Annotated in this window: 9 protein-coding genes; 7 read left to right on the forward strand and 2 right to left on the reverse strand. The window is 41.4% G+C overall.

The annotated features are described in order from the left end of the window. Positions 1–15: 15 nt before the first annotated feature. The 5 genes from T408_RS10645 to T408_RS10650 all read left to right on the forward strand — a co-directional run bounded on the left by T408_RS10645 (position 16) and on the right by T408_RS10650 (position 8628). Positions 16–519 (forward strand): methylglyoxal synthase, encoded by a 504-nt coding sequence (locus tag T408_RS10645; protein ID WP_051444748.1) that lies wholly within the window; start codon positions 16–18, stop codon positions 517–519. Positions 520–618: 99 nt separating this feature from the next. Next, a complete protein-coding gene (gene clpB, locus T408_RS0102630; RefSeq protein ID WP_028118568.1) occupies positions 619–3228 on the forward strand; it encodes an ATP-dependent chaperone ClpB in 2610 nt (869 codons plus the stop codon). Between the two features lie 163 nt (positions 3229–3391). Continuing rightward, positions 3392–4726 (forward strand): C1 family peptidase, encoded by a 1335-nt coding sequence (locus tag T408_RS0102635; protein ID WP_028118569.1) that lies wholly within the window; start codon positions 3392–3394, stop codon positions 4724–4726. A gap of 184 nt (positions 4727–4910) precedes the next feature. Next, positions 4911–6941 (forward strand): hydantoinase/oxoprolinase family protein, encoded by a 2031-nt coding sequence (locus T408_RS0102640; protein WP_028118570.1) that lies wholly within the window; start codon positions 4911–4913, stop codon positions 6939–6941. A 4-nt stretch (positions 6942–6945) separates the two neighbouring features. Next, the gene (locus tag T408_RS10650; protein ID WP_051444749.1) at positions 6946–8628 is read left to right on the forward strand and encodes a hydantoinase B/oxoprolinase family protein; all 1683 of its coding nucleotides are present in this window, start codon (positions 6946–6948) and stop codon (positions 8626–8628) included. A 425-nt stretch (positions 8629–9053) separates the two neighbouring features. Here T408_RS10650 and T408_RS0102650 read toward each other — a convergent pair whose 3' ends face one another. Further along, a complete protein-coding gene (locus tag T408_RS0102650) occupies positions 9054–10652 on the reverse strand; it encodes a potassium/proton antiporter (protein ID WP_028118571.1) in 1599 nt (532 codons plus the stop codon). 235 nt (positions 10653–10887) lie between these two features. Between T408_RS0102650 and T408_RS0102655 the strand changes: the two genes are divergently transcribed. Further along, entirely contained in the window at positions 10888–11871 is a 984-nt protein-coding gene (locus tag T408_RS0102655) for a YSIRK-type signal peptide-containing protein (protein ID WP_028118572.1), read from the forward strand. Between the two features lie 81 nt (positions 11872–11952). After that, positions 11953–14052: a G5 domain-containing protein gene (locus tag T408_RS0102660; RefSeq protein ID WP_268870428.1), complete on the forward strand. Its 2100-nt coding sequence runs from the start codon at positions 11953–11955 to the stop codon at positions 14050–14052. 68 nt (positions 14053–14120) lie between these two features. On the opposite strand, the gene T408_RS0102665 is transcribed toward T408_RS0102660, so the two are convergent. Continuing rightward, a partial coding sequence (locus T408_RS0102665) for an IS3 family transposase (protein ID WP_028118574.1) occupies positions 14121–14396 on the reverse strand: 276 nt, incomplete at its 5' end.

Below are 14396 nucleotides of genomic sequence, written 5' to 3' on the forward strand. Positions count from 1 at the left end.
GGAAAGGGGTTTCTAATGAAAGTTGCATTAATTGCTCATGATGAGAAAAAAGCGGATATGGTGGAATTAGCTAGCAAGTTCAAGGACGTTCTCAATCAACATCAGCTGTATGCTACTGGTACAACAGGTAGTCGCATTATTGAAGCCACCGACCTGGAGGTCCATTGTTATAAATCAGGACCACTTGGCGGTGACCAGCAGATTGGTGCGGCGGTCTCTGATAATGAGATGGACCTTGTTATCTTCTTGCGAGATCCGTTGACACCACAACCTCACGAACCTGATATTTCAGCCTTGATGCGCTTGTGCGATGTCTATGAGATCCCCATGGCTACCAACAAGGCAACTGCCCAAGTCTTGCTCCAAGCTCTAGCAGCAGGTCTTTTGGACTGGAGGCAAGAGCTTCATGGTCATTCTTGGGAAGAAGTGGAAGATTTGAATGAGGATATTCCGCAGGAAAAGAATGGGAGAGAAAATAAAAGTCAAAAAAGGTCAAACTTTTCATTGAAATATTTTTAATCATAGTGTATAATATAGTTAAGCTCTTAAAGAAGGGCTTAACTTTTGGGTTTATCACCCTGACCAATTTTGACTAAAAGAAAGAAGAGGAGGATTTAGATGGTTGATAAAATGACTACGGCCATGCAAGAAGCTCTGGCCCAAGCTCAACAAGTAGCAATTACCAGACAACATCAAGAAATAGATATTCCTCACTTATGGCGAATCTTTGTTCAACCCGATCACTTTGCTTACCGCTTATATGACCGGATGGACGTTCCAATGGATTCCCTTAAACAATTAATTGAATTAGAAATTGACAAAATTTCTCAAGTAACAGGTTCTAATATTCAATATGGACAGCAGATCTCCCAACGCTTGGCGCGTTTGTTCCAAGATGCAGGACAGATTGCTGAATCTTACCAGGACCAATATCTAGCTACTGAAGTTGTCCTACTAGCCTTATTTGAACAAGAGCACAATCCAATCACACAATTCTTGCTTCAATCAGGCTTAAGTAAAACAAAATTCAAAGAAAGTATTGATGAATTGAGAGGAGGAGAGCGTGTGACTCAACAAAACCAAGAAGCAACTTATGAGGCATTAGAACAATATGCCATCAACTTAAACGACCAGGTCAAAGAAAACAAATTAGATCCCGTTATTGGTCGTGATGAAGAGATCCGTGACGTTATCCGGATTCTAACACGTAAAACTAAGAATAACCCTGTTTTAATCGGGGAACCCGGTGTAGGTAAAACGGCAATTGTCGAAGGACTGGCTCAACGGATTGTCCGCCGAGACGTTCCGGAAAACTTGAAAGACAAGCAAATCTGGTCCTTGGATATGGGAGCTCTAATCGCTGGAGCCAAATACCGCGGGGAATTCGAAGAACGATTAAAGGCGGTTCTCAAGGAAGTAACTAAGTCTGAAGGTCAAATCTTACTCTTTATTGATGAAGTCCACAACGTTGTGGGGGCTGGTAAGACAGAAGGCTCAATGGATGCCGGTAACTTACTCAAGCCAATGCTTGCTCGTGGTGAATTGCATTTAATTGGTGCTACCACTTTAGATGAATACCGTGAATATATCGAAAAAGATAAGGCCTTGGAACGTCGTTTCCAACGAGTCATGGTTCAAGAACCGGATGTCGAAGATACGATTTCTATCTTACGTGGTCTTAAGGAACGTTTTGAGATCCACCACGGGGTTAACATCCATGATAATGCCCTAGTGGCGGCTGCAACCTTATCTGACCGGTACATTACCGATCGTTTCTTACCGGATAAGGCGATCGACTTAGTGGACGAGGCCTGTGCGACCATCCGGATGGAATTGAATTCCGTTCCAGTGGAAATGGATGTCGTAAACCGTCGCTTGATGACCTTAGAGATAGAAGAAGCAGCTCTTAAGAAAGAAACGGATGACGCAAGTAAGAAACGGCTTGAAGCTCTTCAAGAAGAACTAGCAGACCTACGTCAAGAAGCTAATGAATTGAAGATGCGCTGGGAAGCAGAAAAAGAAGACGTGAACGAATTGCGTGACAAACGTCAAGCCTTAGATTCTGCCCGTAACCAATTAGAAGAAGCAGAAAGTCAATATGACCTTGAAAAAGCGGCCGAACTCCGTCACGGATTGATTCCTAAACTTGAAAAAGAACTCAAGAAATTAGAAGCTCAACACGAAGAGTCTAAAGACGGCTCACGCTTAACTCAAGAGTCTGTCACTGAAGATGAGATTGCAACAGTCGTAGGACGCTTAACAGGTATCCCAGTGAACCGTTTAATGGAAGGCGAACGTCAAAAGTTACTCCGTCTAGATGAAACCTTGTCTAAGCGTGTAATCGGTCAAACCGAAGCCATTGACCGGGTCACTGAAGCAGTTCTCAGATCGAGAGCCGGCATTCAAGATCCTAATCGACCGATTGGTTCCTTCTTATTCCTAGGACCAACCGGTGTTGGTAAGACTGAGTTGGCTAAGGCCTTAGCGGAAGTCTTATTTGACGCAGAAGATCATATGGTTCGTATTGATATGTCTGAATACATGGAGAAACATAGTGTCTCTCGTTTAATTGGAGCCCCTCCTGGATACATTGGACACGAAGATGGCGGTCAATTAACGGAAGCTGTTCGTCGCAATCCTTATTCAATCGTCTTATTAGATGAAATCGAAAAAGCGCACCCAGATGTCTTTAATGTCTTATTACAAGTCTTAGACGATGGACGCTTAACTGATTCTAAAGGACGCAATGTCGACTTCAAAAACACCGTTATTATCATGACTTCAAATGTGGGTAGCCATGTTCTATTAGAAGGGGTGGATGAGGAAGGTAATATTTCTCATGAAGCCGAACAGGAAGTTCAAAACTTATTGAAACAATCATTTAAGCCAGAATTTCTTAACCGGATTGACGATATTATCTTATTCTCTCCATTGAACTTGGATGTTATGACCAAGATTGTCTTCAAGTTCATCAATCAATTAGAAGCTCGTTTGGAACATCAGGAAATTCATCTTGAAATTACCGAGGAAGCGGCTCATTGGTTGGCTGAAATGGGATATGATCCAGTCTATGGTGCTCGCCCACTTCAAAGATTTATCACTAAGCAATTAGAAACACCGTTAGCTAAAGAAATAATAGCCGGTCATATCATGCCTAACTCTGTAGTGAAGGTCAGGTTAGAAGATGATCAATTGAAGTTTAAGATGGAAGAACAAGAAACAGAATAAAATTTATAAGCGCTCAAGGTACTTCGTTACTTTGAGCGCTTTTTTATATTTTTATTAGGCATACCTAATTATTTTAGGACAAGCCTTTATTTTTGCTTATAAGACTGGTATATTGTAGGCAACCCTTAAGGGAAAATAGATCTTAGAAAGAAGCGTTAGTTAGATGATTAATCAAGAACTATTGCAAGAATTTCACCGTCGCTACCAAGATAATCCGGCCAACTTGGCTGTTGAATCCGCCATTCGCTCGGTCGGGATCAACCAAGCCAGCTTAAGCTATGAAGTCCGCCAAGCTCATGATTTCAAGTTTTCAGATGAGACTGAGCGAGGAGCTATTACCAACCAGAAATCAAGTGGCCGTTGCTGGATGTTTGCTGCCTTGAACACCGCCCGGGTATCAACGATGGAAAAGCTACATCTTGAGACCTTTGAATTTTCACAAAACTATACCTTGTTCTGGGATAAGTTAGAAAAATCCAACTTCTTCCTCACAAGTATCATCCAGACCGTTGAAGAAGATCAAGATTCGCGCTTGGTCTGGCACCTCCTACAAAAACCTTGTGAAGATGGGGGTCAATGGGAAATGTTTGCTGGTCTCCTCAACAAGTATGGTTCTGTTCCTAAGGAAGTTATGCCTGAGACATTCCATTCTTCCAATACCCAAGTACTTAACCAAGTCATTGAGACGAAACTGCGTGAATTTGCTGCTCGTTTACGGCAAATGCATCAAGCAGGAGCTAGTCTGGAAGAATTAGAAGCTAAACGAGACGAACAACTTTACTTTATCTATAATGTTCTGGTTAAGGCACTCGGTCAAGTGCCAGAACGCTTTAGCTATAAATACCGAGATAAGGACGGCGAGTTTCACCGGATCGATGATATTACGCCACAAGCATTTTTCAAGGAATATACTAGCATGAAGACTGATAAGATGGTAAGTCTTCTTAATGCACCAACGGAAGACAAGCCATACAATCAAACCTATACTGTAGATTATCTTGGAAGTATTGTAGAATCCGATCCTGTCAAATACTTGAATGTTCCGATTCAAGACCTAAAAGAAACGGCTATTAAAGCCATTAAAGATGGTTACCCGGTCTGGTTTGGTTCAGATGTCGGCAAGATGAGCGAACGTAAGATGGGCCTCTTAGATAACAACATGTACCGTTACCAAGATACCTTGGGTGAGAACTTTACATTAAGCAAGGCCGAACGCCTCGATTATAGTGTTAGTCTACTAACCCATGCGATGGTCTTAGTTGGTGTTGATTTGGACAAGGATGGCAAACCTCTTTCTTGGAAGGTTGAGAATTCATGGGGTAAAGATGTTGGTAAGGATGGGATCTTCTCCATGTCTGATGAATGGTTTGACGAATATACCTTCCAAATCACGGTACCGAGCGAGTACGTCAGCCAAGAACTACTAGCCGACTACCAAAAAGAACCGGTCCACTTAGCTCCTTGGGACCCTATGGGATCCTTGGCTTATGTAAAATAAACAAGCCATTCAACTACCTGAATCTAGGCTAAGTCTAGGTTTAGGTAGTTTTTGTTTGGAAAGGCAGTAGCAGTAGTGGTCTAATCTTATTCCTTTTACTCAAATTGACTAATTGAATATTAAACTATGCTTAAATTTAACTCATTATGCTATAATCTTCTCAAGTGATAAAAGGAGGTATAAAATGAAAGTTGCAACAGATATTGGCGGAACATTTACTGATTTGGTCTTTATTAATGATGAGGGTGACATTTCCTTTGATAAAGCGAGTACGACACCTTCTGCATACGAGCAAGGTGTACTAGAGGTTCTGAAGCAAAATAATATGACCAATGAGAGCATTGAAAGCTTTATACATGGTACGACAGTTATTATTAATGCTTTAACCGAAAGAAAGGGCGCGAAGGTTGGTCTTATAACAACGAAGGGATTCAGAGACGTACTTGAGATTGCTAGGGGTAATCGACCAGATCTCTTCAATGTAAAATACCAAAAGCCTGAACCATTTGTAGAACGCTATCTCAGACGAGAAGTCACTCAAAGAATGGATTTTCAAGGCAAAATTCTCACAGAATTAGATGTTGAAGAAGTGAAGTTGATTATTGATGACTTTAAGAATCAGGGAGTTGAAGCAATTGCTGTTGCTTTGCTACATTCTTATGTAAATGATGAGCACGAGCAAAAAATTGGATCAATCATTAACGAAGTTTGGCCGGAAATACCAGTGAGTTTGTCAAGTCAAATTATCAGTGAATGGCGTGAATATGAGCGTACTAATACAACCGTTTTAAACAGTTATGTTCAACCAATTGCTGAGTCCTATATTAATCAACTTAATCTAGAATTAGATAAACATTACCAGATCGATAAAAAATATATCATGCAGTCCAATGGTGGAACAACAACTTTTCCACAAGCTAAAAAGTATCCCATCCAATTAGTTGAATCTGGACCAGTCGCGGGAATCTATGGGACGGCAGTTTTAGGAAAGCTAATAGGTGAAGAAAATTTAATCGCATTTGATATTGGAGGAACGACAGCTAAGTGTTCATTAATTGAAAATGGAGAAGTCAAGGTTTCGACAGATTATTATATAGAAAAGACACATAGACACGCCGGCTATCCAATCAAGGTTCCAGTGGTTGATATAGTTGAGATTGGTAATGGTGGGGGGTCAATTGCGTGGCTCGATCCAGCTGGCTCTTTGAAGGTAGGACCTCAATCTGCTGGAGCTTATCCTGGACCAGTTGCTTATAATTTAGGGGGGCGGAAAGTAACAACGACTGATGCCAACTTATATACTGGGAGACTCACCAAAGATAACTTTGATTTCGAAGTTAATCTGGATTCAGTTGCAGAGTGCATAAATAATCAACTAGCTAAACCTTTAAAGGTGACTACTGAAGAGGCAGCCTTAGGGGTCATCCGAATAGCAAACTCTAATATGTTGAATGCTTTAAAACTAATTTCTACCCGTAAAGGCTATGATCCTAAGGATTTTAGCCTAGTGGCCTTTGGCGGTGGCGGACCTATGCATGCGGCATTATTGGGTGCGGAACTAGGTGTGAAGAAAGTGATTATACCACTGGCTTCTTCTGTTTTTGCTGCCTGGGGCATGCTAATGACTGATTTACGACAAGACTATATTCGAACCTCCATTCAAGATTTTACTGAAGATACGATTGATGGATGGGATCACTATTGGGAACTTCTAAAAAATCAAGCTTATCAGGAAATGACGGACAAAGGACTAGCTAATGAAGAGGTAGAGCTTCATTATCAACTAGATATGCGCTATCAAGGTCAAGAACATACTGTTAAAGTTTCAATGGATGCAAAAGATTCTTACCAGACTCTGTGTCAGAAATTTCATCAGGAGCACAAAAAATCATATACCTTTGATTTAGTTGGAACACCGATTCAAATAGTCAATTATCATCTCACAGCTATCGGACACACTGATAAACCGACCATCCAGCCACTTAATCAGTCTGAGCGGTCACTTAAGAGAGCATCTCTAGGACAACGTCGCGTCTTTTTTGAAGATAGAGGCTGGTTAGAAACAAGTATCTATAATCGAAATTATTTTCCGGCTGATCAAGTAGTTAACGGGCCGGCTATCATTGAGGAAAAAACAACGAGTACAATCGTCTATCCAGGTCAGCTGGTTTATAGCGACAAATATGGTAATTTAATTATTGAAATGGAGGGTTAATTTTATGGGCAAAAATACGGATATCTTTACTCTGGAAGTGATCAAAGATTCTCTTCAAGCATTGGGAGAGGAAATGTTTACTACTGTTGCTCGTACATCAATGAGCCCGGTTATTTATGAAACACTCGATTACGCTAGTGGATTAACGGATAAAGACGGCAATCTTTTAACCCAAGGGGATGGGATTACTGGATTCATTGGGATGTTATCTTCAATGGTCAAGGAAACTTTAAATAAGTTTGGTGATCAATTGTTTCCAGGTGATCTAATTATCATAAATGACCCCTATCAAGGGGGTGGGTCCCACTTATCGGATGTGGGGCTGGTATTGCCAATTTTTTACCAGGGAGAAATAGTTGCTTTCTCAGCTAATAAAGCTCACTGGACAGAGGTAGGTGGCATGGATCCGGGATCCTTTACCAACCGCTCAACTGAAATTTATCAAGAAGGCCTTCAGTTTTCATGTATTAAATTATTTAACCGGGGAGAGATTAATGAGGGTATATTGGATATTATCCGATCAAATGTTCGTTATCCTGACCAATCATTAGGAGACATGTGGGCTCAAGTGGCTGGACTAAGAGTTGGAGAATCGCGCTTTATCGAATTATGTGATAAATATGGAATAGCTACTATTCAAGAAACGATCGATTTCTTACTGGATCATGGGGAGCAATTAGCTTTATTAGCTATCAATGAATTACCCCAAGGATCATATGAAGCTAGTGAGTATATTGATGGCGATGGCTTAGGAAATGAACACTTTTTAATTAATGTTAAAATCACTATTGAAAATGATCGGATGATATTCGATTTTAGGGGGAGTCACGAACAAGTCCCAGGTCCTATCAATCTTTCCTATTCTGGACTGGTGGCTGGTGTTAGAGCTATGTTTCTATCGATTACAGTCCCCGGAGAAGATGTTAATGATGGGATATTTAGACCGATTGAGATATTAGTTGACCCTGCCAGTATTTTAGCTTGTGAGAAACCGGCTCCAGTCTCAAACTATTTTATTACACTATTAGAAGCAATTAACGTCATCCAAAAGGCGCTTGCACCGGTTATTCCAGCAAAGTTAACAGCTGGTCATTATGCTGCGGTCTGTTCGGTTGTAATGGGAGGTTTGAATCCCGCCACACAATCCCAATTCCTACTCGTAGAACCAACTACTGGAGGATGGGGTGCATCAAATTCTAACGATGGGCAATCGGGACAGTTTTGTTATGGAAATGGGGAAACTTATAATGTTCCTGCTGAAGTCGCTGAAGCGCGTTATGGCCTATTGATGGATGAATACTCATTAAGAATTGAAGATTCAGGCGCTGGTGCTGGTGAATTTAGAGGAGGTCATGGTACAGTAAGAAAGTACAAAGCGCTCAGTGATAATCAGTATGCCAGTGTTACCTTTGGCCATCACAAGTCTTTACCATGGGGAGTCGATGGTGGATTAGATGGTTCAAATAATGAGTATTGGATTGAACGAGCTGATGGCTCAAAAGAGGGTCCATTTGGTATGGGACAGCATATCTTAAATACGAATGACTCTTTAATTTTACTAACAGGTACTGGAGGGGGCTATGGCTCTCCAAAAGATCGTCCACGAGAGCAGGTTAAATCTGACTTAAAAAATCAATATTATAGTTTAAAAATCGCTCATGAAATTTATGAATTTGAAGAAAAGTAATTAGTGTATTCTTAGGCTTAAAGTAACTAAATTTTTTATAGTAAAGAGCCTAGTTAACTTAATTAATCGATCAGATTTATCGCTGATACTCTTTAATAGCAGGCAAAATTTTTTTTAGCCTTATCCTCTAAATCCTGGGAAAATTCTTATCTTTTATTTTTCACCGTCCATCTTTCTATAAGTTGGGCGGTGTTTTTGTCGTTCAGGCACTTAAAAAGGTCGTTCAAGAAATATGGAACATTTAACTTTTAAATCAATCTATACTTAGTTTATAGAACGTTACTAATAGATTGATGCAGAGGAGGATGCATGATGTTCGCAATCGTATTTATCACGTGTATTTTGTTGTGTCTCCAAGTAGGGATTTTTGCCAGTGAGATTGACCACTAAAAAACCACTCTAATTTAAATTAGAGCGGTTCATAATTAACGTTTAGGTTTGGCTCGGGCGCTGGGGTTGAGGGCAATAACTGTGTCGCCTTCTTCGATCACGGTTGAACCGCTTGGAACTATAAATTCGTTATCGGACCTTTGGACAAGGACGATAAGATAATTATCAGGTAATTGAAGCTCTTGTAGGGCCTTACCTTTCCAACGGTGGAAATCATTGATCTTAAATTCCACCAGGTCTGTTCCGGATGGATCAAAGTATTGCTTGCCCACGAGAATAACTTGGTCTCCTGGCTGCAAACGCACATCACCCTTAGGAACAATAGGTTGGTCCTCTCTTTGGATCTTAGCCAAAATAAAATCAAACTCTAAATTAAGGTCTTTGATTTGTTTACCAACTAGGTGACTTTGTGGTTTCACTTCGGTTTGAAAGAATCCAATCTCACTTTTATCTTGATAATAATTAAAGGTCTTTAGAACACTGTCAGTTGGATCTAACATGTCTGTTTGACGCGTGAGCCAAGGAAGAAGTCCTCCTTGAATTAAAGCTGAAAGCAGACAAATGTCAAAGACGATATGAAAGAGGTCATTAGCCATGACCGCCCCAGAATTCACGGCCACAATGGCAAAGGCAATCGCTGCGGCTCCTCTTAGACCTGCCCAGGAAATAACGACTAGCTGGTTGGTCTGAAGTTTAAAGGGAGCCATTAAGGCAAATACAGAAGCAGGACGAGCAACGAGTGTCATAAAGAGCATCACCACTAAGGCCACAGGCATTGCCTGCAAAATATTGCTTGGATTGGATAGAAAACCTAATAAGAAGAAAAGGCCAATTTGAGCCAAGTTGGTGATCCCATCAAAGAAAAAAACGACGGCTCTTTTGCTGATAAATTCTTTGTTACCGACATAGATCCCAAAGATATAAATGGCCAGATAACCATTGCCACCTATTTGGTTGGCAAAGGCGTAAGTAAAGAGTGCAGTAGCAGCTAAGAAAATGGTTAACATGCCTTCATCAAAATTCAAGAAATCGATGATACGCATAAATAAATAACCCATTAAGAAACCTAGCCCAATGCCTAGCCCCACTTGAAGTAAGATCAAGAGCGGAATATTAACCTCTTGACCGGCCATAATTAATAGACAGACGGTGACCATGGTAAAGGCGGTTGGGTCATTGGAGCCACTTTCCAATTCCAAAAGCGAAGAGGTGTTAAATTTCAAGTTTAGGTTCTGGGATTGCAAAATGCTTGAAACAGAAGCATAGTCAGTAGAACCAACGATGGATCCAAGTAATAGTGCTTCAATGAGCGTAAAATCAAAGATAAAATAGACAAAAGCGCCAGTAATAAGAGCGGTTAGAATAGTACCTAAAAAGCTCAAAGTAATGGCCTCTTTGGCTACTGGTTTGGTCATTTTCCATTTAGTACCAAATCCACCATAAAAGATAATAAACATTAATGCCAAGGACGAGAACGCCTCAGAAAAGGCAAAATCATTAAATTCAAACCCGATAAAATTGAAACCTACTCCTAAAATCATAAAGAAGAGGAGTTGAGGCATACTCAATTTATCAGATAGACGGATGGCTACAAGGGCCAGAATTAATATCAATGAAATAGTAATTAAATGCATAAGCACCAGCTTTCTAATTTATTTTAAATCCTGTATTACTTCTAGTATAAGGATAAGGTTGGTCCTCAATCAAGTCAAATCACTGAGGGCTCTTCGATAAATACAGAAAAAATAAATTTTATTGCTAATATTTTAATTCTTATTTAAGTTTATGATAATTTTTCATTTAAATATGATATTATTAAATTGTAACTAATTTTTAAATATTTTCAAATTTTTTCTAGGAGGATTTCCAATGCAGAAACAAGTTAAGTATTCGATTCGTAAATTGAGTGTAGGTGTGGCCTCCGTAGCAGTGGGGGCATTCCTTGTAGGTCAATCAGCAGATGTTCAAGCACAGGAAGTCATTTCAAATGGACCAGATTCACAACCAATTCCTGGAGCAGCTGCAACTTTTGAAACACCGTCAGATGTTGCTGAGGAGACGGTGAGCCCTTATGAGGGGGCTGAAGTGATTAGTCGTGATCCGAATGTGGATCCGATTCCAGGAGCAGCCGCGACCTATACCCCGGCTATGGAGTTAACGCCAGCAGAAGAAGTCCCAGCTACTTCAGAGGAAGCCACTCCGACTCCAGAAGTAATCAAGCGTGATCCTGATGCAGATCCGATTCCAGGAGCCGCCGCCACCTTTATTCCAGCTGCAGAGTTAACGCCCGCAGAAGAAATCCCAGGCAAGGAACCCATCCCTGGAGCCGCCGCAACCTTTGAAAAAGAAGGAGATGGAGTAGCTGAAAACCCGAAACCGGACCAGCCATCTCCAGAGGCAGACGAAGTTCCAGGTAAGGAACCCATTCCAGGAGCCGCAGCGACCTTTGAAAAAGAAGGAGACGGAGTAGCTGAAAACCCGAAACCGGATCAACCATCTCCAGAGACAGACGAAATTCCAGGCAAGGAACCCATTCCAGGAGCCGCAGCGACTTTTGAAAAAGAAAGAGAAGGAGTAGCTGAAAACCCGAAACCGGATCAACCATCTCCAGAGGTAGACGAAGTTCCAGGTAAGGAACCCATTCCAGGAGCCGCCGCTACCTTTATTCCGGTTGCGGAGTTAACGCCAGCAAAAGAAGTTCCAGGCAAGGACCCGATTTCCGGAGCCGCCGCCAGTCACTCACCCCTTGTTAAATTAACCCCAGCCAAGAAGATCACTAAGCCTAGTGATACAACCACCGACCCCACTTCTTCTAACGAAGTAATTAAACGGGATCCGAATGTTTCACCTTGACCAGGTGCAGCGACTGATAAAGATAGACCAACTGGAGAGTCTGCCACGATAACGATTGTACGGGGATTCACAGATAGAGAGATCTCATTTTCTACTATTTTCAAACCGGATCAGGCTTTAGAGAAGGGCAAACGTCAAGTGGTTCAAGAAGGTCAACCGGGCATTCTTCGAATCACCGAGATTGAAACCCTTGAGCCCGGCAAGCAAGCGGTTATTTCATACAAGGAAGAAAGAATTAAAGAGCCAATCGATCGAATTATCCATATTGGAAAGGCTGAACCTAAGCAAGGAGCCAGTTATAAAGATATGGAACTTCAAAAAGTTGAATTAGATTTTGCGACAGAAATTATTGGAGAAAATCCTCAGCTTAAAAAAGGTGAAAAAGAAATTGTTCGTCCTGGTTCTAAAGGGCTCAAACTAATTAAGACCTTCACACCTGTTACCAATGGCGTTGAAGGCACCCGTACATCAATTGAACAAATTATTAAGCAACCTGTTAACCAGCAAATTCGCTTGGGAACTTATGTCGAACCAGCTAAACGCCAATATAAGTACACCACTGAAAGCGAACAGCTTAACTATTCGACAGTTTATCGAGTGAATCCTGACTTGATGGAGGATCAAACTGTAAAGGTTCAAGAAGGGGCCTATGGTAAGATTACTCGCACTTACCGCCAAGAAATTGATGCCCAAGGGCAAGCAATTGGTGAGCGAGAACTAGAGTCTGTTAACCGAATTGAACCAGTGAACCAGATTTTCGAGCGGGGAATCAAGAAGGCAGTTGAGTGGAAGCATACTACCCAAGAGGAAAAGCTTAATTATTCAACCATCTTTAAGGCTAATCCAGAACTTGATGAGGGCACCGATCGTCTGGTTCAAGAAGGAGCTTATGGTAAGATTATAAGACATTATCAACAAGCTTTTGATGCTAGTGGCAAAGCAGTGGGACCTAAGATCTTAGCAGGAGAATTCCACCTACCACCAGTTGACCGTATTATTGAACGAGGAACTAAGACCAAGCAAACGAATACGCCAGCTAGCTATTTAGAAATTGTTGAAAAGGTAGCTGATTTACCATTTTCAACTGATATTCACAGCAATGATCAGTTGCCAGAAGGGCAACGCCGAATCGTTCAACCAGGTAAACTAGGTTATATTGAAAATATCTATCAGCAGCCAGTCGACCAGGACGGTAAACCAGCTGGTCAACGAATCCTTAAGGATACCCGTCGTGTGGAACCCGTTAACCAAGTGTTAGAAATCGGCACTAAAAAATCAGCACCAACAAATCCTGACAAGCCAAAAGCGAGCTATATCGAAGTGGTGGAATTAGTTAAAGAAACGGATTACTCCACTGAAATCCGTGGAAATAAAAACCTACCAGAAGGTGAACATCGAATCGTTCGTCCAGGCGTTAAGGGCCGTGTGGAGAATATCTACTTACAACCAATTAATGAGAAGGGTGAGCCAGTAGGTGAGCGTCAATTCAAGGAAGAGCGTCGTGTAGACCCGATCAACCAAGTGTTAGAAATCGGCACCAAAAAGTCAGCACCAACAAATCCTGACAAGCCAAAAGCGAGCTATATTGAAGTGGTAGAATTAGTCAAGGAAACGGATTACTCCACTGATATCCGTGGAAATAAAGATCTTCCTGAAGGCGAGCGTCGAATCGTTCGTCCGGGCGTTAAGGGCCGTGTGGAGAATATCTACTTACAACCAATCAATGAGAAGGGTGAGCCAGTAGGTGACCGTATCTTCAAGGAGACTCGTGAAGTCGCGCCAGTCAACCAAATTCTAGAAATTGGAACCAAGAAGGCTGATCCAAGACCAGGCAAGCCTCAACCATCCAAGCCAGATCCAGTGAATCCTTCGACTGAAGATCCTTATGCTGGGGGACGTGTTGCTCCAAGTGACCATGACCTAACAGGTCCAGGAAGAAATGACTCTCGTCGACCTGATTCTTCAACTAAGAGTCGTCCTTCCCATACCACTCTAGCAACTGATCCAAGTGATACAGTGGATCCAGCAAGAGGCTTGGCTACTGATCCGGTGTACCCAGTCCTACAAGCAGGACAGCTACCTGAGACTGGTGAAGCGGCATCATCCATGGTTACTTACCTTGGAACTACACTAGGTCTAGCTGGTCTAGCAGGACTTGTTAGCAAACGTCGCAAGAAATAACCCATCCATTCAAAAAGCCAATCTACATTTGATGTGACCCCCAAAAGTTGGAGTTTATAATTGAATACTTAGGCAACGTATTGAGTGTCCTGTTTTCGGTAATCAACTGGAGATAGGCCACTCAATTTTTGTTTAACTCGCTTGTGATTATAGTAGTGAATATAATTATTGATTCTTTTCTCGAGTTCGTCAAATGAGACTCTTTCTTCTCCATAGTACATTTCTTGCTTAAGTAGACCGAAGAAATTTTCCATGGCTGCGTTATCTAAGCAATTTCCCTTGCGGGACATACTCTGATATATCTTATTATCCTTTAATTTATCAGTCCATTGCCAATTTTGATA

This window comes from Hutsoniella sourekii ATCC 700629, from assembly GCF_000518205.1.
Classification (GTDB): domain Bacteria; phylum Bacillota; class Bacilli; order Lactobacillales; family Aerococcaceae; genus Hutsoniella; species Hutsoniella sourekii.